The organism is Buttiauxella sp. AC038 (assembly GCF_979253565.1).
Genome location: NZ_CEEDCQ010000001.1, coordinates 3,658,678 through 3,683,233 on the forward strand (window position 1 = coordinate 3,658,678; position 24,556 = coordinate 3,683,233).

The following is a 24,556-nucleotide window of genomic DNA, read 5'->3' on the forward strand; positions in this document are numbered from 1 at the left end:
CTGTAGCTGTTTTTCATCACAGGACCATTGGCTGCCATGCAAGAGCAATATCGCCCGGAAGAGATAGAATCCAACGTACAGCTTCACTGGCAAGAGAAGCGTACTTTTGAAGTAACCGAAGACGAAGGCAAAGAGAAGTATTACTGCCTCTCGATGCTACCCTATCCTTCTGGCCGACTACACATGGGCCACGTTCGTAACTACACCATCGGTGACGTTATCGCACGTTACCAGCGCATGCTTGGCAAAAACGTTCTGCAGCCAATCGGCTGGGATGCGTTCGGTCTGCCAGCAGAAGGGGCGGCGGTAAAAAACAACACTGCTCCAGCGCCATGGACTTACGACAACATCAACTACATGAAGAACCAGCTCAAAACGCTGGGCTTTGGTTATGACTGGAGCCGTGAGCTGGCGACCTGTACCCCGGAATATTACCGTTGGGAACAGCAGTTCTTTACTCAGCTGTACACCAAAGGGCTGGTTTATAAAAAGACCTCCGCGGTTAACTGGTGCCCGAACGACCAGACTGTTCTTGCAAACGAACAGGTTATCGACGGTTGCTGCTGGCGTTGTGACTCCAAAGTTGAGCGTAAAGAGATCCCACAGTGGTTTATCAAAATCACCGCTTATGCAGACGAGTTATTAAACGACCTCGATACGCTGGACCATTGGCCTGAGCAGGTCAAAACCATGCAGCGTAACTGGATTGGCCGTTCCGAAGGTGTTGAGATCACTTTCGATGTGGAAAACAGCGCTGAGAAACTGACTGTTTACACCACGCGTCCGGACACCTTTATGGGCGTGACCTATCTGGCCGTTGCCGCAGGTCACCCAATCGCGCAGCAAGCCGCACTGAACAACCCAGCGCTGGCTGAGTTCGTTGAAGAGTGCCGTAACACCAAAGTTGCCGAAGCAGAAATGGCAACGATGGAGAAGAAAGGTGTTGCGACTGGCGTTAACGCTATTCACCCACTGACCGGTGAGTCTGTTCCAGTTTGGGTAGCAAACTTCGTCCTGATGGAATACGGCACCGGTGCTGTAATGGCCGTTCCTGGTCATGACCAGCGCGACTGGGAGTTTGCGACCAAATACGGTCTGCAAATCAAACCGGTTATTCTGAATGCCGATGGTAGCGAACCAGACTTGACGGCTTGCGCAATGACCGAAAAAGGCGTTCTGTTCAATTCAGGTGAGTTCGACGGTCTGGACTTCCAGAACGGCTTTAACGCTATTGCCGACAAACTGGCAGCCAAAGGTGTTGGCGAGCGTAAAGTTAACTATCGTCTGCGCGACTGGGGTGTTTCCCGTCAGCGTTACTGGGGCGCGCCAATTCCAATGGTGACTCTGGAAGACGGCACCGTTATGCCAACGCCTGCAGATCAGCTGCCTGTTATCCTGCCTGAAGATGTCGTAATGGACGGTATCACCAGCCCAATTAAAGCTGATCCTGAGTGGGCAAAAACCACTATTGATGGCAAACCTGCGCTGCGTGAAACCGATACCTTCGATACCTTTATGGAATCTTCCTGGTACTACGCGCGTTACACCTGCCCGCAGTACGACAAAGGTATGCTGGATTCCAAAGCAGCTAACTACTGGCTGCCGGTTGATATCTACATTGGTGGCATCGAACACGCCATCATGCACCTGCTCTACTTCCGCTTCTTCCACAAACTGATGCGTGATGCAGGCATGGTGACCTCTAACGAGCCCGCCAAACAACTGCTGTGTCAGGGTATGGTTCTGGCTGATGCGTTCTATTACACCGGTGTTAACGGTGAGCGTAACTGGGTTTCTCCGGTTGATGCGATTGTAGAGCGTGACGAGAAAGGCCGTATTATCAAAGCCTGCGACGCACAGGGCAATGAACTGGTCTATGCTGGCATGAGTAAAATGTCGAAGTCGAAAAACAACGGCATCGACCCGCAAGTCATGGTTGAACGCTACGGCGCAGATACTGTTCGCCTGTTCATGATGTTTGCCTCTCCTGCAGATATGACGCTGGAATGGCAGGAATCTGGCGTTGAAGGGGCTAACCGCTTCCTGAAACGTGTCTGGAGACTGGCTTACGAGCACATCAGCCGCGGTGCAGCTCCAGCGCTTGACGTTGCAGCTCTTAGCGAAGATCAAAAAGCATTGCGCCGTGATGTTCATAAAACCATCGCGAAAGTGACCGATGATATTGGTCGTCGTCAGACCTTTAACACCGCAATCGCTGCCATCATGGAATTGATGAACAAACTGGCGAAAGCACCACAGGACGGCGATCAAGACCGCGCGCTGCTGAATGAAGCGCTGATTGCTGTGGTTCGCATGCTTTATCCTTTCACCCCGCATGTTTGCTTCGATATGTGGCAGTCACTGGGTGGCGAAGGCGATATCGACAACGCACCATGGCCACAGGCTGATGAAAAAGCGATGGTCGAAGACTCGCTGCTGGTGGTTGTACAGGTGAACGGTAAAGTTCGCGGCAAAATCACTGTTCCAGCGGATGCAACGCAAGAACAAGTGCAGGAACGCGCAGGTCAGGAACATCTGGTTGCGAAATATCTTGAGGGTGTGACCGTACGTAAAGTGATTTACGTTCCGGGCAAACTGCTCAATTTGGTTGTGGGCTAAGCGCAGGAGGAACCGTGCGACATCCCTTTATCAGCTTGTTAGTTACTTTGGCGGTGCTTGTCACTGCCGGGTGTGGTTTTCACCTGCGTGGCAGCACGCAGGTTCCTGATCAAATGAAAACCTTGATCTTCAACTCTGGTGATCCGAACGGCCCACTAGCGCGTGAAGTACGCTCTCAGTTGCGCCTTAATGGCGTTACGATAGTCAGCGATACCGGAACGGGAGTTCGCAAGGATATTCCGTCGCTGCGCTTACTAGGCAGCTCACTCGGAAAAGATACTGCATCTGTCTTCCAGGATGGTCGCACAGCGGAGTATCAAATGGTTATGACAGTTTCAGCGCAGGTGCTGATTCCGGGTCATGACATTTATCCAATTAACGCCAGAGTGTATAAGTCATTCTTTGATAACCCACTTGCTGCACTGCAAAAAGATGCCGAGCAAGATTTATTGATCAAAGAGATGTACACCACTGCAGCTCAACAGCTTATTCGTAAGCTGATGACCGTGCATGTTGCTGATGTCGCTGAAACCGAAGCAGCTGAGACGCCGGTTAAAGGCAAAACCTCAACTTCTACGCCAGCAACGCCAGCAGGCCGCACTTCGACCACGCTTTCGGCCACATCTGGTAGCCAATGATAAGGTTGTACCCTGAACAACTTCGCGCGCAGCTCAATGAAGGGCTGCGCGCGGCGTATCTGCTACTCGGTAACGATCCGCTATTACTCCAGGAAAGCCAGGATGCCATTCGCCAGACGGCTGGTACCCAGGGTTTCGAAGAACACCATACCGTTCAGATTGATGTCAGTACCGACTGGCAAGATCTGTTCTCGATTTGCCAGGCTTTAAGCCTGTTCGCCAGTCGCCAGACACTTCTGTTGCTGTTACCAGAAAATGGTCCAAACGCTGCGATCAATGCCCAACTAGAAACTCTGGTGTCCCTGCTGCATGACGACATTCTTCTGCTGGTGCGTGGTAACAAATTCACCAAAGCTCAAGAAAATGCAGCGTGGCTAAGTAAGCTGGCCGAACGTTGCGTTATTGTGACCTGTCAAACTCCGGAACAGGCTCAATTGCCTCGCTGGGTAGCCCAACGAGCTAAACAGATGAATCTCACACTCGATGATGCGGCCAACCAACTGCTGTGTTATTGCTATGAAGGAAATCTGCTGGCACTGTCACAAGCCCTGGAACGTCTTTCGCTGATTTGGCCTGATGGTACGTTGACCTTGCCTCGGGTTGAGCAAGCGGTAAACGATGCAGCTCACTTCACTCCATTCCATTGGGTGGATGCGATTCTGGCAGGGAAAAGTAAGCGTGCATTGCATATTCTGCAACAGCTCCGGTTGGAAGCCAGCGAACCAGTGATTTTGCTGCGAACAATCCAGCGCGAGCTACTGCAACTGGTTAATCTTAAACGCCAGTCAGCGCATACTCCGCTACGTACTTTATTTGACCAACAGCGCGTGTGGCAGAATCGTCGTGCGCTGGTGACGGAAGCACTCAATCGCTTATCTGCAGAACAGCTTTATCAGGCGGTGCGTTTGCTGAGTCAAATCGAAATGACGCTGAAAAAAGATTACGGCCAGTCGGTCTGGGCCGAGCTGGAAGGGCTTTCTCTTTTGCTGTGCCATAAAGCACTGCCGGAAATTTTCATCGATGGCTAAGAGTGCGCCGAGGTTAACTGCTCTGTATGGCGGGACATTCGACCCCATCCATTACGGGCATTTAAGACCGGTCGAAGCACTGGCAAAACAGGTGGCACTGCAACAAGTCACTATCATGCCGAATAACGTCCCACCACATCGCCCTCAGCCACTGGCGAATAGCCAGCAGCGTAAGACAATGGTGGAGTTGGCTATTTCCGGGAACTCGCTATTTAAGCTAGACGACCGTGAATTACAACGTGAAACACCGTCGTACACCGTTGAAACTCTGGAACAGTTGCGTGCTGAGATTGGAGCTGAACAACCTTTGGCGTTTATCGTGGGACAGGACTCCTTGCTTAGCCTGCAACGCTGGCATCGTTGGGAAACACTGCTGACGTTATGCCACCTGCTGGTTTGCCAACGTCCCGGATATTCTCTGTCGATGAACACACCTGAGGAACAGCAATGGCTTGAAGCGCATCAAACAACTTCGGTTGAAGAGCTCCATAGCCAGCCTGCCGGTCAGATTTACCTCGCGCAAACGCCAATGTATGACATTTCGGCAACGGCTATCCGCCAACGATTAGAGCAGCATCAAACCTGTGATGATCTACTCCCCCCAGCAGTCGCTGAGTTTATTCGCCAGCACAATCTGTATTGCTGAGAATGCGCTGCATGGCAGCCAGCAGTTTGTCGTTGTCGACAGGGCTTTTAATCGCCACACGGTAATAGCGCGAATCTAGTCCCGGATAATTTGCACAGTGACGAATTAAAATATTCTCTTCCAGCAACCGTTGTTGCAGATCTAAACCTTCAATTTCGCAACGTAGAAAAATATAGTTCGCCCGTGGAGGCCATACTTTAATTCCCGATAGCTCACCAAGACCTTTAAACAAGCGAGGTTGTTCGGTGCTTAGCCAACGATAACTCGCCTCAATATAAGCCCTGTCATTGAGAATCACCTCTCCTGCCAATGCCGCAAACGCATTAATGGTCCAGGGTTCTCTTTGTCTTCGAATACGTCCAACCACTTCTGTATTGGCACTCACCATATAACCAAGTCGCAGACCGGCAATAGCAAAAAATTTGGTGAGTGAGCGCAGAACATAAAGTCGGGAGAACTTTGCTAAGTGCGGAATCAGGCCTGGCTCATTGGGTAAAAAATCGAGGAAGGCTTCATCAAGAATTAAATCAATATGGTTTTCCTGGCAACGCTGCGCAATGGCCAAAAGCAAAGATTTCTCAGGCATCAAACCTGTCGGGTTATTCGGTGTGCATAAAAACAAGCAATCCAAATCGGGCGTTAATGCCTGCAATAATGATTCATCAGGTTGCCAGCTTTGTTCTTCACTAAGATGAAAATCAATTATTTCGCAATTAACTCGCGTTAGCGCACGACGATATTCAGCAAAACCCGGCGTCAATAACAGCGCCTTATGTGGCAAGAGTTGCTGTACTAGATTAAATATCAGCTCCGTTTCGCCATTACCTGCCAATACCCATTCTTGAGGGACTTGATGATGTTCGGCCAAAGCCTGGTGCAGCGCGCGATATTCAACGTCAGGGTAACGTTCAGCAATAGCCAGGTTTTCGGTAATGGCGCGCTTCAATGAATCGGGCATACCCAATGGGTTAATATTGGCACTAAAATCGATAAGTGAATTCGCATCCACACCCATAACAGCTGCAGCTTCAATGATATTGCCGCCGTGCTGACTACTGAACGCCATACGTCCCCCAATAAAACAGACTTCGAACTTGAGGTGCAATGATACACTTATGCCAGTGCCAGCCAATGTTTGCGCGAGGATGAGATGAAATTATGGTTAGTGCGCCATGGACAAACCCAGGCAAATTTAGACGGTCTTTACAGTGGCATTTCTGAAACTCCACTGACTGCGGAAGGCATCAACCAGGCCGAAGCGGTAGGCGATATGCTAAGTCATGTTGCTTTTGAGAAGGTGCTTTGCAGTGAGTTGGGCCGGGCGCAACACACCACTCAATTGATTCTCCAGCAACGTAAAATCCCTGTAGTTACCGAACCACGACTTAATGAGATGGATTTTGGTGACTGGGAGATGCGCCATCACCGTGATTTACAGCGTTTGGATAGCGAAAACTACGCCGCATGGTGCAACGACTGGCAGAACGTTATTCCCCGCAATGGTGAGGGCTTCCAGCTTTTTTCCCGCCGTGTCAGCGAGTTCTCCGCATCGTTATCCACGTTGCCAAAAGATGAAAATGTTTTGATTGTGAGCCATCAGGGCGTACTGAGTCTGCTTATCGCTACCCTGCTCAACATGCCGCCCGCGTCATTGTGGCACTTTGTAATTGAACAAGGGGCATGGAGTTCAATTGAGATTCGAGAAGGGTTTACCACACTCAGGACTCTCAATAACCGGGCTATTTGTCCGCCGGTGCAATAAGTTGCCAACGTCTCTGGTATCGTCAACCATTGACACTACACCTCAGACTGTTATGCTCCGCTGCCATAATTTCCTGCCCGCAAGCATGACTTTCCAAAATAGTTTTACAAAAATGGCGATGCAAACCAGGCCACTCGGTGGGATGATACCCCGCTTTGAGCGCCGCATTGCCGAATTGTCAGTAAAGCTGCCCCATTATGGGTATCATGCGGGCTAAATCGAACACACTCTACTTTTCCCAGGGGGAACACTTGCAGGGTAAAGAATTTCAAGATTTCATCGTTGATAAAATCGACGACCTCAAAGGCCAGGACATCATTGCTCTGGATGTTCAGGGTAAATCAAGCATCACTGATTGCATGATTATCTGTACCGGCACCTCTAACCGTCACGTTATGTCCATCGCTGAACACGTCGTAGAATCATCTCGCAAAGCCGGTTTTGAAGCTTTGGGCGTGAAAGGCGTGAATGCGACTGACTGGGTGGTTGTTGACCTTGGCGAAATTATCGTCCATGTGATGCAAGAAGAAAGCCGCCAGCTATACGAATTGGAAAAGCTCTGGGGTTAATGAGTGAAGCTGCAATTAGTAGCAGTTGGCACCAAAATGCCTGACTGGGTGCAAATCGGCTTTACCGAGTACCTGCGTCGTTTTCCCAAGGATATGCCATTCGAACTGGTAGAAATTCCTGCGGGAAAACGCAGCAAAAATGCCGATATCAAACGCATTCTAGAAAAAGAAGGCGAAATGATGTTGGCTGCAGCCGGCAAGGGCAACCGAATTGTCACGCTGGATATCCCAGGGCAACCTTGGGATACACCGCACCTTGCCGTGCAGCTTGAACGCTGGAAACAGGATGGTAGAGATGTAAGCTTGCTGATTGGCGGCCCAGAAGGACTCGCTCCAGCATGCAAAGCTGCGGCAGAGCAAAGCTGGTCACTGTCCACTCTGACAATGCCACATCCTTTAGTTCGGGTGCTTGTAGCAGAAAGCCTCTACCGTGCGTGGAGCATTACGACCAACCATCCTTATCACCGTGAGTAGATATCGTCAGGTAGAACAAAGCTGCGGATGAAATTACAGAATTCTTTTCGTGACTATACAGCTGAGTCTGCGCTTTTTGTGCGCCGGGCGCTGGTCGCGTTTCTAGGCATTTTGGTGCTAAGCGGTGTGCTTGTCGCCAACCTTTATAATTTACAAATCGTCCGTTTCACTGACTACCAAACTCGCTCGAATGAAAACCGCATAAAACTGGTCCCCATTCCGCCTAGCCGCGGCATTATCTATGATCGCAACGGCACACCACTCGCCCTCAACCGCACCATTTACCAAGTGGAAATGATGCCTGAGAAAGTGGACGACGTGCAGGCGACGCTTGAAGCGTTACGTTCAGTCGTAGATTTAACTGACGACGATATTGCCAACTTTAAGAAAGAGCGAGCACGTTCTCATCGCTTCACCTCTATTCCGGTGAAAACCAACCTCACCGAAGTGCAGGTTGCCCGTTTTGCCGTGAATCAGTACCGTTTCCCGGGTGTTGAGGTCAAGGGCTATAAACGTCGTTTCTACCCCTATGGCTCAGCACTGACACATGTCATTGGCTACGTTTCCAAAATTAACGATAAAGACGTTGAACGCCTTGATAAAGACGGCAAGCTGGCAAACTACGCCTCAACGCATGATATCGGTAAGCTCGGTATTGAACGTTATTACGAAGATGTCTTGCATGGCCAGACGGGTTATGAAGAAGTTGAAGTCAACAACCGTGGCCGTGTCATTCGCCAGCTCAAGGAAGTGCCGCCACAAGCTGGGCACGATATCTATCTGACTATCGACCTTAAGCTACAGAATTACATTGAAACCTTATTAGCAGGAAGCCGTGCAGCAGTTGTGGTCACCGACCCACGCACCGGCGGCATTCTGGCGCTTGTTTCGATGCCAAGTTACAACCCGAACTTGTTCGTTGATGGCATCTCAAGCAAAGACTATTCCGGTTTGCTCAATGACCCGAACACGCCGCTTATTAACCGTGCAACGCAAGGGGTTTACCCTCCGGCTTCCACGGTGAAACCGTATATGGCGGTATCCGCGTTAAGTGCTGGGGTAATCACCCGCAATACTTCCCTCTTTGACCCAGGCTGGTGGCAGTTACCTGGTTCTGAAAAACGCTATCGTGACTGGAAAAAGTGGGGCCACGGCCGCCTGAACGTCACCAAAGCGCTTGAAGAATCCGCTGATACCTATTTCTATCAGGTCGCTTACGACATGGGCATCGACCGTATGGGCGAGTGGATGCGTAAGTTTGGCTACGGGCACTATACCGGTATCGATCTCTCTGAAGAGAGGTCCGGCAACATGCCAACACGCGAATGGAAGCAGAAACGCTTTAAAAAGCCATGGTATCAGGGTGACACAATTCCTGTTGGTATCGGCCAGGGCTACTGGACCGCGACTCCGATTCAAATGAGCAAAGCAATGATGATCCTGATTAACGACGGCATCGTTCGTGTCCCTCATTTTTTGTCGAGCACCGTTGAGAACGGCAAAAAAGTGCCGTGGCAGCAGCCGGTTCAACCGCCGGTTGGCGATATTCACTCAGGTTACTGGGAAATTGCCAAAGATGGGATGTATGGCGTAGCCAACCGCCCTAACGGTACAGCCCATAAATACTTTGCCAATGCACCGTACAAGATTGCTGCGAAATCAGGGACGGCACAGGTCTTTGGTCTGAAAGCTAATGAAACTTATAACGCTCATAAAATTGCTGAACGCTTACGCGACCATAAATTGATGACTGCGTTCGCCCCTTACGATAATCCACAGGTTTCCGTCACCATGATTCTGGAAAACGGCGGCGCAGGCCCTGCTGTAGGCACCATCATGCGCCAGATCCTCGACCATATTATGCTCGGGGACGACAATACGGTTCTGCCTACTGAAGCACCGGCAGCAGCAGGTGCAGAGGATCAATAATCATGACTGATAATCCAAATAAAAAGTCGTTCTGGGATAAAATCCACATCGATCCGCTCTTCCTGGTGACCATTCTGGCGCTGCTTATCTTTAGTGCGCTGGTAATCTGGAGCGCCAGTGGCCAGGACATGGACATGATGGAGCGTAAAATTGGCCAGATCCTGATGGGGCTGGTTGTGATGATCGTGATGGCGCAAATCCCGCCTCGCGTGTACGAAGGCTGGGCTCCTTATCTGTATATTGTCTGCATAATATTATTGGTGGCGGTGGATGCGTTTGGAGCGATATCCAAAGGTGCACAACGCTGGCTTGACCTCGGTATTGTGCGTTTCCAGCCGTCCGAAATCGCAAAAATTGCCGTGCCGCTGATGGTGGCGCGCTTTATTAACCGCGATGTCTGCCCACCAACACTGAAGAATACCGGCATCGCGCTGATACTCATTTTCATGCCGACGCTGCTGGTTGCCGCTCAGCCCGATCTGGGAACGTCTATTCTCATTGCCGCATCAGGACTGTTCGTGCTGTTCTTATCCGGTATGAGCTGGAAACTTATCGGTGTTGCCGTGCTATTGGTTGCCGCCTTTATTCCGATTCTGTGGTTCTTCCTGATGCACGATTACCAACGTGCACGCGTAATGATGCTGCTTGATCCGGAAAGTGACCCTCTCGGTGCTGGCTATCATATTATTCAGTCTAAAATTGCTATTGGTTCTGGCGGATTACGTGGCAAAGGTTGGTTACACGGAACACAGTCGCAACTCGAATTCTTACCCGAACGCCACACTGACTTTATCTTTGCAGTACTTGCCGAAGAGCTAGGCTTGGTGGGTGTTCTGGTGTTACTGGCGCTCTATCTATTGCTTATTATGCGCGGCCTTATCATTGCCGCTCGTGCTCAGACCACATTTGGTCGAGTAATGGCTGGTGGGCTGATGTTGATTTTATTCGTATATGTGTTTGTTAACATTGGTATGGTTAGTGGTATCTTACCGGTGGTCGGCGTACCTTTGCCGCTGGTGAGCTACGGGGGCTCGGCCCTGATCGTTCTGATGGCCGGGTTTGGTATCGTGATGTCGATACATACCCACAGAAAAATGTTATCAAAAAGCGTGTAAGTGGATGAGGTGCGTAATGGTTAAGCGTTGGCTTGGGATCTGTGTCGTTGCTGCAATACTGGCTGGCTGCTCGTCTGATGACGGTGATCAACAACAGGTAAACCAGCAACCGCAACCGGCGGTGTGTAATGGACCGACGGTTGAAATAAGCGGTGCGGAACCGCGCTTTGAACCGTTGAGTCCTTCGGCTAATCAGGATTACGAAAATAACGGTAAACGCTACAAAATCGTGCAGAATCCGGCAAACTTTAGCCAGGCAGGTTTTGCCGCTATTTATGATGCGGAACCAGGTAGCAACCTGACAGCATCAGGCGAGCCATTTGATGCGACTGCCCTGACTGCTGCCCATCCAACACTTCCTATTCCAAGCTATGCGCGTATCACAAACCTCGCAAATGGGCGCATGATTGTCGTGCGTATTAACGATCGTGGTCCTTATGGCAATGATCGTGTCATTTCATTATCACGCGCCGCAGCCGACCGTTTGAACAACTCAAACAACACCAAAGTACGCATCGACCCAATTATTGTTGCCCAGGATGGTTCCATGTCCGGACCTGGGACTGTGTGTACAACTGTTGCCAAACAGACCTACATCCTCCCCGCTCGCCCTGATTTAAGTGGTGGAATGGGCAGTGCTTCTTCAGGAATGCCAACAGAAGCTCCGCAAGGTGAAGTACGCGCTATTAGTAACTCCTCACTGAAAAGTGAAGACACAACCGGAGCCCCAGTAAATAGCAGTGGTTTCTTAGGTGCTGCAACTCCACTGGCCCCCGGCGTGATTGAAAATGACCAGCCTGTAGTTGCCCCGGATCCTGCAGTAGCAGCAACACCAGTTCAAACGGCAGCACATGTACAACAAAATGCACCGGTTACTGCGCCAGGCTCAGTTCAGGGTAACGTACAGACAGCAGCTCCAGTTGCCACAGCTTCCGGGCGTTATGTCGTTCAGGTCGGTGCAGTCAGCGATCAGACTCGTGCAACTCAGTGGCAGCAAAAACTTAGCCAGCAATTTGGCGTGCCGGGCAAGGTTTCCACTAACGGTGCTATGTTCCGTGTACAGCTTGGGCCATTTGGCAGTCGGAACGAAGCTGCTGCTGTGCAACAACGTTTAATGAGCGAAGCCCAGCAGCAATCTTTCATCACTAACGCACCCGCTATGTAAGTGGTTGTGTCTGGCATCCGTCGTGCGTCAATTAATGTAAATTCCATTAACAAATGATGCGCAAAGACGGATGCCAGCAAAAATCGCTTTTGCTATAGTAAGGCACTTTTTTATTCCCATCATGGATGTCGTTGTTCTAATCATGAATACAGCCCCTTCTTTTCGTTTTGTTAAACGCCTGGCGCTCACTACGGCCCTCACTCTTTCGGGGATGGCTGTCGCACACGCTGACGACCTGAACATTAAAACAATGATCCCAGGCGTCCCGCAGATTGATGCGGAAGCGTACATCCTGATCGATTACAACTCCGGTAAAGTACTGGCCGAGTCTAATGCTGATACACGTCGTGATCCTGCAAGCCTGACCAAAATGATGACCAGCTACGTCATCGGTCAAGCGATGAAAGCCGGTAAATTTAACGAAAGCTCGATTGTGACTGTTGGACAGGATGCATGGGCGACCGGTAATCCGGTATTTAAAGGTTCATCATTGATGTTCCTGAAACCTGGCATGCAGGTGCCAGTATCTCAGCTGATTCGCGGTATTAACCTGCAATCAGGTAACGATGCATGTGTTGCAATGGCCGATTTCGTGGCCGGCAGCCAGGATGCATTTGTTGGCCTGATGAATAGCTATGTTTCCGCATTGGGTCTGAAGAATACCCATTTCGGGACCGTACACGGTCTCGATGCCGAAGGCCAATTCAGCTCAGCGCGTGATATGGCGTTGATTGGCCAGGCGCTGATTCGCGATGTGCCGAACGAATACGCTATCTACAAAGAGAAAGAGTTCACCTTCAACAATATCCGCCAGACAAACCGTAACGGCTTGCTGTGGGATACCAGCCTGCAAGTTGATGGCATCAAAACTGGTCATACCGATGCCGCAGGTTATAACCTGGTGGCCTCTGCAACTGAAGGCCAGATGCGCCTGATTTCTGCAGTACTTGGTGGACGTACGTACAAAGGTCGTGAAACCGAAAGCAAAAAACTGCTGACCTGGGGTTTCCGTTTCTTTGAAACTGTCTCGCCACTGAAAGCCGGTAAAGAGTTTGCTTCTGAGCCAGCCTGGTTTGGTGATAACGACCGTGCATCGCTCGGGGTTGATAAAGACGTTTATCTGACAATCCCTCGTGGCCGCATGAAAGATCTGAAAGCGAGCTATGTACTTAACACCACTGAACTGCATGCACCACTGCAGAAAAACCAGGTTGTTGGTACCATCAATTTCCAACTCGATGGAAAAACTATCGAGCAACGCCCACTGGTTGTCCTTCAGGAAATGCCAGAGGGTAATTTCTTCAGTCGTATCATTGATTACATCAAACTGACATTCCATCATTGGTTTGGTTAATAATTGAACACTTGAAAGAATAGAAGTCATCCCCATATACTATGAATCAAAGCAACTCCCGCCCCTCCAGGCGGGAGTTATCATTTTTAATGCCGTAACGCTGGAGCTACCATGAAAACCAATCTGAAAGAATTGCTCGAATTCCCGACTCCCTTTACTTACAAAGTGATGGGTTTGGCGAAACCCGAGCTGGTTGATTTGGTCATTGAGGTGGTGCAGCGCCACGCACCTGGTGACTACACCCCGCAGGTTAAACCGAGCAGCAAAGGTAATTACCATTCTGTATCGGTTACCATTAAAGCGACTCACATTGAGCAAGTTGAGACCCTATACGAAGAGCTCGGCAAGATCGAAATCGTTCGTATGGTGCTGTAATTCATACCCGGCCAATAGGCCGGGTACTGCTTTTTGCCCCGGTGATATATACTCCCTCATCTTTCTAACCTGCCGGAGACGATGTTTTGTCTCAAGATACTATTCAAATCCGCCAACTTGGCCTGCAACCCTACGAACCCATTTCTCAGGCGATGCATGATTTTACCGATACCCGTGATGAAACGACCGCCGATGAAATTTGGCTGGTAGAACACGAGCGTGTCTTTACACAAGGCCAGGCAGGTAAAGCGGAGCACGTGCTCGTTCCTGGTGATATACCCGTGATTCAAAGCGACCGGGGCGGCCAGGTCACTTACCATGGACCAGGTCAGCAAGTGATGTACGTGTTGCTTAATCTTAAACGTCGTAAGCTCGGTGTTCGGGAACTGGTCACCATTCTTGAGCAAACCGTGGTCAATACCCTTGCAGAATTACAGATAGAAGCTTATCCACGCGCGGATGCTCCTGGTGTCTATGTTGATGGACGTAAGATTTGCTCTCTGGGTTTACGTATTCGTAAGGGCTGTTCATTTCACGGGCTGGCATTGAATATTGATATGGATCTCAGCCCTTTTCTGCGAATCAACCCTTGTGGATATGCAGGTCTTGAGATGACACAGGTCAGTTCACTACGTGCTGGAACGTCACTTGAAGATGTACAACCATTGCTCATCAATAAATTCATCGAGTTATTGAATAATCCGCCGGTTAAATACTTACCTGCTTAGTATTTATTATTCTGACAACTGCATCCTGCACAAATTATAGGCTGCGTAGTCACATCGACCTCCCGGCGGTTGCTATGAGGTCGATTTGCTAATTGTTAACCTCGAAAAGCGCACAATCCAACAACTCATTTACAATTCTTTCCCCATTTACTGCTCTGTCAGGCTGATTTATTCCCTTCAGTGATGATATACTTCGGGCGCTATTAAAAAATAGTTGATAAATAAAACATTCGATTAGCCTGATTTTTTTCAGCAACTGGAACACGTACGATATGAGTAAACCTATTGTAATGGAACGCGGCGTCAAGTATCGCGACGCCGATAAAATGGCTCTGATCCCGGTTAAAAACGTGGTCACTGAGCGCCAGGAGCTGTTAAGAAAACCAGAATGGATGAAGATCAAACTTCCATCTGATTCGACCCGAATTCAGGGTATCAAAGCGGCAATGCGTAAAAATGGTCTGCACTCTGTGTGTGAAGAAGCTTCCTGCCCTAATCTGGCGGAATGTTTCAACCACGGAACGGCAACCTTTATGATTCTTGGTGCAATCTGCACTCGTCGCTGCCCATTCTGCGATGTGGCTCATGGTCGCCCTGTTGCACCAGATGCCAATGAACCAGCCAAATTGGCCCAAACTATCGCTGACATGGCATTACGTTATGTCGTCATCACATCAGTTGACCGTGATGACCTGCGCGACGGTGGAGCTCAACATTTTGCCGATTGCATAAGCGCAATTCGCGAAAAAAATCCGACCATCAAAATTGAAACATTAGTGCCAGATTTCCGTGGGCGAATGGACAAAGCGCTAGAAATTCTTACCGCTACGCCGCCTGATGTGTTCAACCACAACCTGGAAAACGTACCGCGTATTTATCGCAAAGTACGTCCTGGCGCTGACTACAACTGGTCGCTGAAATTGTTGGAGCGTTTTAAAGAAGCGCATCCTGATATCCCAACCAAGTCAGGTTTGATGGTAGGTTTAGGCGAAACGAACGCAGAAATTGTGGAAGTGATGCGCGACCTACGTCGCCACGGCGTCACTATGTTGACTCTGGGCCAATATTTACAGCCAAGCCGTCATCACTTGCCAGTGCAGCGTTATGTTAGCCCTGACGAGTTCGAAGAGATGAAAGCAGAAGCTCTGGCTATGGGCTTTACCCATGCAGCTTGCGGCCCGTTTGTTCGCTCTTCATACCACGCAGATCTACAAGCTAAAGGTATGGAAGTTAAATAACGATGTAACAAATCGTTACCTTTAATTTGCGCCAAGCACAATAAAACCGGCATAAATGATGCCGGTTTTTTTATATCTGGTCGAAAGCTGCGTCGTGATCAGTCTTTATGCGTAATACGGTCAGTTGTTGCATCCGTATCGTTGGCAGACTTAGCGGTAGTCTCGTCTTCATTCATGGCTTTCTTGAAGCCCTTGATTGCCGAGCCGAGATCACCACCCAGGGTGCGCAACTTCTTGGTGCCAAATAACAAAACAATCAGCGCACCGACCACCAACAACTTTGTAATACTAATCTCACCCATAACAACCTTCTTTAATCATGCGTGCCGTGGATACGGCGAACAATACACTGAGACAATTAACGGTCATTTTCTCGCGCGATACAATAGCAACCTGTAACAAGTTGAATCAAGATCGACTTAAAAAACATCATAACAATTTGGGTAAGCCAAACCGGCGGTTTTTCAATACAGGTAACATGGCCCTTACTTCAGTTAAATATTCGCTATCCAACTCAGCATAGATCAAAGCCGGTCGCTGATTTGCCGATGCAATGACAACGCCGAGCGGATCCACAACTCGACTATGACCAATGTTTTTATTACCGCATTCACCTGATGCCACAACATAACATGTGGTATCAAGTGCACGAGCCGCCAGTAACGTTGACCAATGCATCTCTTTATTTGGGCCACGTAACCATGCCGCAGGTAAGACTAAAATATCAGCGCCCGCTAAAGCCAGACTCAAAGCCATCTCCGGAAAACGCAGATCGTAGCAGGTCATTAACCCCACTTTAAAACCTGCGACCTCAATTAAAGGTGGCAATACATCACCCGCATCAACCAGGCGCGATTCTTGTACATTAAACGCATCATAGAGATGAAGTTTCTGATACCGAGCTATCACCTCGCCGCCACGAATTACCAGCAAAGTATTTGCCGCACGGCCCACCGTGGTTTTGATATGCAATGTCAGTATGGTGGTCAGATTATCATTACGACTCTGCTCGCAAAGCTTATCGATAAATTCGTCGTCCATGGTTTGCGCTGATTTTACTGATAAATCGGGGTCGCTATCATCACGAGCCAGGACAGCCTCGGGTAATACCAGCAATTGTGCCCCTGCTGCTCGCGCTTGCGTCATCAACTCCTGGCAGGTTTGTACATTTTCCTGCCATACCTTGCTCACCGCAAATTGCCCTACTGCAACTTTCATTGTCATCTCTCAACAGGCTGCGAATAATTTCAGTATACCGGGTGTGAAACTTCCCATGCTGAAGTTACACTCAAGCACTTTAAAATAAGAACGAACAGGAAACTATCGTGTTGCAGATGCTTTTAGCCGTGTTTATTGGCGGTGGGACAGGAAGTGTTGTGCGTTGGTTATTGAGTATGAAGCTCAACCCAGTACATGCGGCGATTCCCGTCGGGACATTGACTGCAAACCTGGTCGGCGCGTTTATTATTGGGCTGGGGCTGGCGCTGTTTACCAGAATGACCCACCTTGACCCTGTCTGGAAACTGCTAATCACCACAGGTTTTTGCGGAGGCCTTACGACGTTTTCAACTTTCTCGGCAGAAGTTGTTTTCTTATTACAAGATGGCCGTCTGGCCTGGGCTGGATTGAATATGCTGATTAACCTCGCAGGTTCACTCACCATGACTGCCGTCGCATTTTGGTTAGTTTCTTTAGCCTACGGTCATTGATTCAAGCCACGTTAAGGTTAGCTTAATTTTTGTCTGCCACTCTGGATCAAAATGAGTGTGAGGCAAACTTATGAAAGAACGTGTTGCGGGATGGACAGCGGTGCTGATGAGCACGCTGATTGTGATGTGCTTTGTGAAAGTTTATCTTTTCCCTTAAATTTAAAGCAAAAAAACCCGCCTTAGCGGGTTTTTATATTCTACTGGTAAAGCCTTAGATAGGCATTACGTTTGCAGCAGATGGGCCTTTGGCACCGTTAGTGATTTCAAACTCAACGCGCTGACCTTCAGCCAGGGTTTTGAAACCATTGCTCTGGATTGCAGAGAAGTGTACGAACACGTCTTTGCTACCATCTTCCGGAGTAATGAAGCCAAAGCCTTTTGACTCGTTAAACCACTTAACGTTACCTTTAATCTTAGACATCTAAATTACCTTTACATGAAAAACGACACAAATGCTGTGTCGGGCATCAGTACACCAATTGTGATGGATTTTGTCCAGCCCAGAATTGCTAAAAAGTGATAAAAATTACTACCTATTTTAAAAACTGTGCAGCAGTCCGTATTTTTGAATACCAGACAGCAAAAATACGCGATTTATATGATTCCAGACTACCAATGCCCATCAGAATTGGAAGCGTACCCAGGCAAAGTAAACGTTACCGTTGTTGTACGTGCCGGGTATATAAGTCATCTGGAACGTTGCAGGGCCATACCCTACCGATGCCAAAGGTAGAATCACGGGGATCGGAATGTAGTTCCAGTTATCACGCGCTGTTGCCCCCAGTGTATAGCCCAGACCAAGACGGAAGTTATCATCAGTCAAAGGACGCCAGATCTTCTCCCAGCCATAGCCACCGATAGGTTCCCATTTGTTATAGGAATCTTTGAACGCCATCAGATATAAACCATGCCAGTTACCGCTGTCATCCCAACGCGTTTGCCCGAACCCAATACCCCAAGGCCGTTCGTTATAGCGATCTGTTTTTTCTTTATCGTAGGCAAAGCGAGCATGCCAGGTTATTGCGGGCACATATAAATCATAATGTTGCGGCTCGTTCCACGTTTGTGAAACGTTATCAGACAAAGTATTCCAGGCGTCACCTAATACATTATTTTGGCTCGCCATTGCAGCAGGCGGTACCATTAATGGTGATGCAAAAATAATAAAAGAAAAGATGATTTTATTTGTTAGAGTCACATTGATTTCCACTTCAAAATCCAATACACAGCCTAACAAATTATATATTAACAAAAGCTAAATAAACCTATGGCTAATTCCTAAAAAACCCTTTCACGCCTATTTGAACATCCCATAAAAGTCACCCCTATTGTTTTTTTCAAGCTAAAAAAACAACAGGGGCAACCGACTATTATTTATGTTTTTTTAGTAACACATACATTGCTGGGATGACCAACATCGATAGCAATGGTGCGGTAATCATGCCGCCAATCATCGGGGCTGCAATACGGCGCATCACTTCTGACCCAGTACCATCGCCCCACATAATCGGCAATAAACCCGCCATTATCGTCGCAACAGTCATCACTTTTGGCCTGACGCGTAGCACTGCTCCCTCATGTAGGGCGCGCATTAGCATGGGTTTTCCTCCCTGTGGATCTAGCGCTTTATGCCTCGCAATCGCTTGATTTAAATAAAGTACCATTATTACGCCAAATTCAGCTGCTACCCCAGCCAATGCAATAAATCCTACCGCACCCGCAACGGATAAATTATATCCCAGCAAATATAGCAACCAGACACCACCAACGAGTGAGAATGGTAAAGTCCCCATTATTAACAACGCATCACTTACACGGGAGAATGTTACATAAAGCAAGACGAAAATAATAACCAGGGTGAATGGTAAGACTATTCTTAATTTAGCACTCGCGCGCTCCAAATATTCAAATTGACCAGACCAGGATAATGAGACGCCGTCAGGTAATTTCACCTGCTGGGAAACTGCACGCTGCATATCTTCCACTGCTGATTTTAAATCGCGTCCACGTAAATCCACATAAACCCAATTAGATAAACGGGCATTTTCACTTTTCAACATTGGTGGGCCATCAGTGATGCTGATGTCTGCCAATTCAGAAAGCGCAATCTGGCTACCATTTGCGGTAATTACCGGCAAGTTTTGCAATTTTTGGACGTTGTCACGTATTTCGCGTGGGTAGCGAACGTTGATCGGATAGCGTTCACGTCCCTCAATCGTTTCACCGATATTTTGCCCACCAATCACCGTTGCGACTAATGACTGTAACTCTTTGACTGAGACGCCATAGCGCGCCGCTTTAAGCCTGTCGATATTTATATCAACATAGCGCCCGCCACCGAGTCGTTCCGCAAGAGCGGATGTGACACCAGGAACTTGCTTCACCACCCGCTCGATTTGCTCAGCCACCTGCTCAATAGCGGCAATATTATTGCCATTTACTTTAATGCCTACCGGGCTTTTGATACCCGTCGCTAACATGTCCAGGCGGTTACGGATAGGTGGCACCCAAACGTTAGCAATCCCCGGTACTTTCACCACGGTATCGAGTTCACTAACCAGCTTGTCCATCGTCATTCCTGGCCGCCATTGATCGCGCGGTTTAAAACGAATAGTGGTCTCGATCATGGTCAGCGGCGCAGGATCGGTTGCGGTATCTGCGCGCCCAGCTTTACCAAATACCGTCGCCACTTCAGGTACGGTTTTGATTAAGCGGTCTGTCTGTTGCAGTAAACGTCCGGCTTCACGTGCGGAAATACCCGGTAGCGTTGATGGCATATACAGCAAATCACCTTCATCAAGCGGCGGCATAAACTCACTTCCAAGTCGGCTCAGCGGCCATAACGTCGCCAGTAATACTAACCCTACAACCAACAGCGTGGTTTTCGGGCGCGCCAGCACTTTATCCAGCAGTGGTTCATAGGCGGCTATCAGCCAACGGTTGATAGGGTTAGCCTTCTCATCAGGAATTTTTCCGCGAATGAAATAGCCCATCAGCACCGGTACCAGCGTGATACCCAACCCCGCAGCAACAGCCATAGCGTAGGTTTTGGTAAACGCCAGTGGCGAGAACATGCGCCCTTCTTGTGCTTCGAGGGAAAATACAGGAATAAAGGAGAGCGTGATAATCAGCAAACTACAGAACAATGCCGGCCCCACTTCCACCGCCGCCTGCTCAGAAATTCGCCAGTAATCAGCACCAGAAGGTTGCTTATCAGGATTGTCATGCCGCCACTGTTCCAGCACTTTATGCATATTTTCAATCATCACGATCGCGGCATCAACCATTGCCCCAATCGCAATGGCTATCCCGCCCAGCGACATAATATTGGCGTTCACCCCCTGGTAGTGCATGACGATAAACGCGCCCAGAATCCCCAGCGGCAGGGTTATCATCGCCACAAGTGCGGAACGGAAATGGAACAAGAATAGTGCGCAGATAATTGCCACTACGATGAACTCTTCCAGCAACTTGTGGGAGAGTGTTTCAATAGCATTTTCAATCAGATGTGAGCGGTCATATACCGGAACGATTTCGACACCCGCAGGCAAACTCTTCTGAACTTGCTGGAGCTTCGCTTTTACCGCATTAATCGTATCCAGCGCATTTTTACCGTAGCGCATTACGATGATGCCGCCCGCAACCTCGCCTTCACCATTAAATTCCGCTACGCCACGCCGAATTTCAGGCCCCATGCGCAGTGTTGCTACATCGCTCAATAACACCGGCACGCCTTCACGTGTGGTGATCACTACCTGTTTAAAATCATTCAGGTTCTTCAGGTAACCTGCTGTGCGCACCATATATTCGGCTTCACCCATTTCGATGACCGAACCGCCACCTTCCTGGTTAGCACTTTGCACTGCACTAATAACTTGTTGATGTGTGATGTTCAGCGCCCGCATGCGCTGTGGATCGAGAACAATTTGGTACTGTCGAACCATGCCGCCTACGCTCGCAACTTCCGAAACGTTCGGCACAGTTTTTAGCTCAAATTTAAGCGTCCAATCCTGAAGAGCGCGTAAATCTGCCAGGCTATGTTTGCCGGTTCTGTCCACCAGCGCATATTCATAAACCCAACCCACTCCCGTCGCATCCGGCCCTAACGAAGCTTTAGCTTCAGGGGGTAACTGAGACTGAACCTGGCTTAAATACTCCAGAACCCGCGAGCGCGCCCAGTACGGATCGGTGCCATCTTCAAACAAAATGTAGACATATGAGTCACCAAACATCGAAAAACCGCGCACAGTTTTCGCGCCTGGTACCGAAAGCATGGTAGTGGTAAGCGGATAAGTAACCTGATCCTCAACAACTTGTGGCGCTTTGCCTGGGTAATTGATACGAATGATCACCTGTACGTCAGAGAGATCTGGCAGCGCATCCAGCGGTGCGCGTTGCAACGACGAAATTCCCCACGCCGCCATCATGATCGCCGCAAGCAACACCAGCAGCCGATTTTTAAGTGACCAGCGAATAACGGCAGCAATCATTTCATTGCCCCCGCCATCGGCATCAGATGAGTGATTACTGCGCCATGTTCGTCATCCATTGTGAAACTGAACATCACGTTGTCGCCAACCTTTACACCCTGCGCGTCAGCCGCCGATTTCAGTGCGAAGTCCATGGTCATCGCCCCCCACTTCAACGCCGCAATAGGCTTATGCGCAAGGGTGACAGCATCATCAGTAATTTCTTTCACCACTGCCTCGCCTTGGTATTCCTGGGTGGCAGTAGTTGCAGCTATCTCCTGTGGCAATGCGCTGCGAAGGCTTGCTTCGGAATCAATCAGGAACTGCCCGGAGGTCACAACTTTATCGCCCTCTTTCAATCCTTGTTTAATCTCAACCCAGCCATTTTGCGCCGCCCCAACCACTACATTCACCGGGTTGAAATGACCATCATCCTGAGCGACTAACACCCGGCTATTGCTGCCCGTTTCAATCATCGCCTCTTCTGGAATAGCCAGAACTGGAGGGAGATTAAGCTGCCTGGCTAGTTTCACATTGAGATACATCCCAGGCTTGAGCTTCATTTGCGGATTGTCCAGCACGATGCGCGCTTTAAGCGTTCGGGTAGTCGTTTCCATATTGGGTAACAACTCACTCACTCGCCCATGGAAAACCTCACCAGGCCAGCTGTCACTTGCGGCCTGAATTTCACTCCCCACTTGCAGCACCTGGGCCTGGGTTTGCGGGTAATCAATCACAATCCACACAGATTCGAGGCTGGCAATTTCAAATAAAGGCGCTGTTGCCGCGACCTGCGCACCCTCGCGTGTATCTAGCTTATTGATGTAGCCTGCTTGTTTAGCACGCACCGTCACACGAGTTTGCGGTTTCCCGGTTTTCTCCACCTGGCGAATTATTTCCGCAGGCATAAACTGAAGTTGCAGACGTTCTCGTGCGGCGGCACTTAATGCGCCATCTCCCAAACGACGCACCGCCAGATACTCTTGCTGTGCGGCCGTCCATTCAGGTATCCACAACTGCGCAAGTGGTTCACCCGCTTTGACGAATTGCTGCGGCGCATTAACAAACAACTTCTCAACAACGCCATTGGCACTGGCCGGAATAATCTGCACGCTACGTTCATCTGTAGAGACAGTAGCAAAAGCATCAAATTGATATTTCAGCGTTTTTTTCTCAACCAACGCAGTTTTGATTCCGAGGTTTTGTTGTTGGCGAGCGCTCACCGTCACACCACCATCTTCGGTAGCTTCATCGGCATAACGCGGTATTAAGTCCATATCCATAAACGGCGATTTACCCGGCTTATCAAAGCGCTGACCTGGCGTCATCGGGTCATACCAATAAAGAACTTTTCGTTCTGGCTGAACAGCTTGTGTAGTGGTGGTGGAGTGGCTTTGTTTACCCGCGTAATAGCCTGCACCAAGTGCTGCCGCGATAGTGAGCGCTGACAATGAAATTTTCGTTATGGTGTTCATTATTGGTTGTTTTCCTGTGGCGTCAGATAACGAATGGCGGCCCAGGTTTCAGCCACATTTTTTTCTGCACTATGCGCGGTCAGTTCGGTATCAAGCAGAGTACGGCGAGCATTGAGTAAGTCGGAGAGGGTCGATTGCCCGGAACGGTATTGCGCTTCAACCAGCGAGAGGCGCTGGCGCTGCAGAGGCAATATTTCATCTTGCTGGCGCAACCAGAGTGTTTGGGCTGCCTGATACTGCGCGACAAGTGTGCGCACCAGTGCTACACGCTCACGATTCGCCAATGCTAATTGGTCGTTGGCTTCCATAGATCGGGACATATCTGCCGCAAGGTCTTTATCCTGACGCTGCGATTTAAACATGGGTAAATCGACGGTAAACATCACGCCAGCCATGTCATCGTAATCATCCGCACGATGAGCATAAAAAACCTCAACACCGACGTTCGGTTTCGCCGCTACCGCTGACTGTGCCGAACGAGCTTTGGCTACATCGGCCTCGCGCGCCGCCTCAATCACTTCTGGGTGCTGCCCGACATTTTGTTCCAGTAATGCCGGATCTGCAGGCAAACGCTGATAACGCGGCAACGTACCGCTAGTTTTATCAATCTGTTTATCCGTCAATTGCAGTAAGCGCGTCTGGGCCAGAGCTACATCACGCTGCGCGAGCGTGACTTTGTCCTCCATCCCTAAGAGCGTCATGCGAATATCCACAACGCTTGAAGCCGGTGAACTACCGCTAGCGACTGTCGCTTTTTGCACACCCACCTGGCGCTCGGTTTCGCCCACCAGTTTTTGCGCCGTTGTAAGCACTTTTTGCGATAACGCCAGATCAAGCCAGGCCTGAGCAGTCGTTTTTTGTAATGTCGTCCGAATCACTTCGGCTTTGGCTGCGCTGCTGGCGGATTGAGCCAAAATAGTTTCGGCTTTACGGTCGCGTTTATCCTCGCTGACATACTCCTGCATGACGCTAATGCGTTGCATGGTCATGCCTTCACGAGTAAATCGATGGCTATTGCTGCCCTGCACCGGGACATTTTCAATGCCAAATTTCAATTTAGGGTCAGGTAGCTGGCGTGCGGAATCAGCCATTGAACTCAGCGCATCGCTCTGATTACGGTTAGCGGACAGTTCAGCGGAATAATTTTCAGCAGCGAACAGGGTCTGTTGCAGGCTGAACTCTGCCGCATTTGCGGCAGAGACAGACACAGCAAACAGCACCCCGCCGAGCCACAAGCTCAAGGAATGTTGTTTCATGATGACC

The 24,556-nt window shown here is 49.4% G+C and carries 23 protein-coding genes; 15 read left to right on the forward strand and 8 right to left on the reverse strand.

Going from position 1 to position 24,556, the window contains the following annotated elements; genetic code table 11:
* Window positions 1-36 precede the first annotated feature (36 nt).
* From leuS to nadD, 4 genes are read left to right on the forward strand one after another with little or no spacing between them, the layout of a single operon-like run.
* Complete coding sequence (leuS, locus tag AC0IXI_RS17465; RefSeq protein ID WP_471682839.1) at window positions 37-2,619, forward strand: leucine--tRNA ligase; 2,583 nt, start codon at window positions 37-39, stop codon at window positions 2,617-2,619.
* Between the two features lie 14 nt (window positions 2,620-2,633).
* Window positions 2,634-3,257: an LPS assembly lipoprotein LptE gene (gene lptE / locus AC0IXI_RS17470; protein WP_471682840.1), complete on the forward strand. Its 624-nt coding sequence runs from the start codon at window positions 2,634-2,636 to the stop codon at window positions 3,255-3,257.
* Complete coding sequence (gene holA, locus AC0IXI_RS17475) at window positions 3,254-4,285, forward strand: DNA polymerase III subunit delta (RefSeq protein ID WP_424222478.1); 1,032 nt, start codon at window positions 3,254-3,256, stop codon at window positions 4,283-4,285. The genes lptE and holA overlap by 4 nt, the downstream gene beginning before the upstream one ends.
* The gene (gene nadD / locus AC0IXI_RS17480; RefSeq protein ID WP_471682841.1) at window positions 4,278-4,931 is read left to right on the forward strand and encodes a nicotinate-nucleotide adenylyltransferase; all 654 of its coding nucleotides are present in this window, start codon (window positions 4,278-4,280) and stop codon (window positions 4,929-4,931) included. Before holA ends, nadD begins: the two co-directional genes overlap by 8 nt.
* Here the strand turns inward: nadD and cobD are convergent.
* Window positions 4,903-5,997: a threonine-phosphate decarboxylase CobD gene (cobD, locus tag AC0IXI_RS17485; protein ID WP_134183783.1), complete on the reverse strand. Its 1,095-nt coding sequence runs from the start codon at window positions 5,995-5,997 to the stop codon at window positions 4,903-4,905. The genes nadD and cobD overlap by 29 nt on opposite strands.
* A gap of 84 nt (window positions 5,998-6,081) precedes the next feature.
* Here cobD and AC0IXI_RS17490 point away from each other — a divergent pair, with 84 nt between their 5' ends.
* The 10 genes from AC0IXI_RS17490 (at window position 6,082) to lipA (ending at window position 15,640) form a co-directional block, all read left to right on the forward strand.
* The gene (locus AC0IXI_RS17490) at window positions 6,082-6,693 is read left to right on the forward strand and encodes an adenosylcobalamin/alpha-ribazole phosphatase (RefSeq protein ID WP_064517031.1); all 612 of its coding nucleotides are present in this window, start codon (window positions 6,082-6,084) and stop codon (window positions 6,691-6,693) included.
* Window positions 6,694-6,944: 251 nt separating this feature from the next.
* Window positions 6,945-7,262: a ribosome silencing factor gene (rsfS, locus tag AC0IXI_RS17495; RefSeq protein ID WP_064517029.1), complete on the forward strand. Its 318-nt coding sequence runs from the start codon at window positions 6,945-6,947 to the stop codon at window positions 7,260-7,262.
* Between the two features lie 3 nt (window positions 7,263-7,265).
* A complete protein-coding gene (gene rlmH, locus AC0IXI_RS17500; protein ID WP_064517027.1) occupies window positions 7,266-7,736 on the forward strand; it encodes a 23S rRNA (pseudouridine(1915)-N(3))-methyltransferase RlmH in 471 nt (156 codons plus the stop codon).
* A gap of 27 nt (window positions 7,737-7,763) precedes the next feature.
* Window positions 7,764-9,665, forward strand: a complete 1,902-nt coding sequence (gene mrdA / locus AC0IXI_RS17505) for a peptidoglycan DD-transpeptidase MrdA (RefSeq protein ID WP_064517026.1) — start codon at window positions 7,764-7,766, stop codon at window positions 9,663-9,665.
* Between the two features lie 2 nt (window positions 9,666-9,667).
* On the forward strand, window positions 9,668-10,780 hold the full coding sequence (gene mrdB / locus AC0IXI_RS17510) for a peptidoglycan glycosyltransferase MrdB (RefSeq protein WP_064553411.1): 1,113 nt from the start codon (window positions 9,668-9,670) through the stop codon (window positions 10,778-10,780).
* A gap of 16 nt (window positions 10,781-10,796) precedes the next feature.
* The gene (gene rlpA, locus AC0IXI_RS17515; protein ID WP_413497989.1) at window positions 10,797-11,945 is read left to right on the forward strand and encodes an endolytic peptidoglycan transglycosylase RlpA; all 1,149 of its coding nucleotides are present in this window, start codon (window positions 10,797-10,799) and stop codon (window positions 11,943-11,945) included.
* 142 nt (window positions 11,946-12,087) lie between these two features.
* The gene (gene dacA / locus AC0IXI_RS17520; protein ID WP_034457229.1) at window positions 12,088-13,299 is read left to right on the forward strand and encodes a D-alanyl-D-alanine carboxypeptidase DacA; all 1,212 of its coding nucleotides are present in this window, start codon (window positions 12,088-12,090) and stop codon (window positions 13,297-13,299) included.
* 111 nt (window positions 13,300-13,410) lie between these two features.
* Window positions 13,411-13,674, forward strand: a complete 264-nt coding sequence (gene ybeD / locus AC0IXI_RS17525) for a DUF493 family protein YbeD (RefSeq protein ID WP_034456720.1) — start codon at window positions 13,411-13,413, stop codon at window positions 13,672-13,674.
* Window positions 13,675-13,760: 86 nt separating this feature from the next.
* Window positions 13,761-14,402, forward strand: coding sequence for a lipoyl(octanoyl) transferase LipB (gene lipB, locus AC0IXI_RS17530; protein WP_134183791.1), 642 nt, complete (start codon window positions 13,761-13,763; stop codon window positions 14,400-14,402).
* A 272-nt stretch (window positions 14,403-14,674) separates the two neighbouring features.
* Window positions 14,675-15,640: a lipoyl synthase gene (gene lipA, locus AC0IXI_RS17535; protein WP_064517014.1), complete on the forward strand. Its 966-nt coding sequence runs from the start codon at window positions 14,675-14,677 to the stop codon at window positions 15,638-15,640.
* A 98-nt stretch (window positions 15,641-15,738) separates the two neighbouring features.
* Here lipA and tatE read toward each other — a convergent pair whose 3' ends face one another.
* Window positions 15,739-15,942, reverse strand: a complete 204-nt coding sequence (gene tatE / locus AC0IXI_RS17540; protein WP_064517012.1) for a twin-arginine translocase subunit TatE — start codon at window positions 15,940-15,942, stop codon at window positions 15,739-15,741.
* Window positions 15,943-16,069: 127 nt separating this feature from the next.
* Complete coding sequence (locus AC0IXI_RS17545; RefSeq protein ID WP_424221362.1) at window positions 16,070-16,858, reverse strand: deaminated glutathione amidase; 789 nt, start codon at window positions 16,856-16,858, stop codon at window positions 16,070-16,072.
* Between the two features lie 107 nt (window positions 16,859-16,965).
* Between AC0IXI_RS17545 and crcB the strand changes: the two genes are divergently transcribed.
* Complete coding sequence (gene crcB / locus AC0IXI_RS17550) at window positions 16,966-17,349, forward strand: fluoride efflux transporter CrcB (RefSeq protein ID WP_064517008.1); 384 nt, start codon at window positions 16,966-16,968, stop codon at window positions 17,347-17,349.
* Window positions 17,350-17,560: 211 nt separating this feature from the next.
* Here crcB and cspE read toward each other — a convergent pair whose 3' ends face one another.
* From cspE to AC0IXI_RS17575, 5 genes are all read right to left on the reverse strand, one after another.
* Window positions 17,561-17,770, reverse strand: a complete 210-nt coding sequence (gene cspE / locus AC0IXI_RS17555) for a transcription antiterminator/RNA stability regulator CspE (RefSeq protein ID WP_004100146.1) — start codon at window positions 17,768-17,770, stop codon at window positions 17,561-17,563.
* Window positions 17,771-17,971: 201 nt separating this feature from the next.
* Entirely contained in the window at window positions 17,972-18,529 is a 558-nt protein-coding gene (gene pagP / locus AC0IXI_RS17560) for a lipid IV(A) palmitoyltransferase PagP (protein ID WP_279586334.1), read from the reverse strand.
* Window positions 18,530-18,719: 190 nt separating this feature from the next.
* Window positions 18,720-21,839, reverse strand: a complete 3,120-nt coding sequence (locus AC0IXI_RS17565; protein WP_471682842.1) for an efflux RND transporter permease subunit — start codon at window positions 21,837-21,839, stop codon at window positions 18,720-18,722.
* Window positions 21,836-23,293, reverse strand: coding sequence for an efflux RND transporter periplasmic adaptor subunit (locus tag AC0IXI_RS17570; RefSeq protein ID WP_471682843.1), 1,458 nt, complete (start codon window positions 23,291-23,293; stop codon window positions 21,836-21,838). Before AC0IXI_RS17570 ends, AC0IXI_RS17565 begins: the two co-directional genes overlap by 4 nt.
* A complete protein-coding gene (locus AC0IXI_RS17575) occupies window positions 23,293-24,549 on the reverse strand; it encodes a TolC family protein (protein ID WP_471682844.1) in 1,257 nt (418 codons plus the stop codon). The genes AC0IXI_RS17570 and AC0IXI_RS17575 overlap by 1 nt, the downstream gene beginning before the upstream one ends.
* Between the last annotated feature and the right edge of the window lie 7 nt (window positions 24,550-24,556).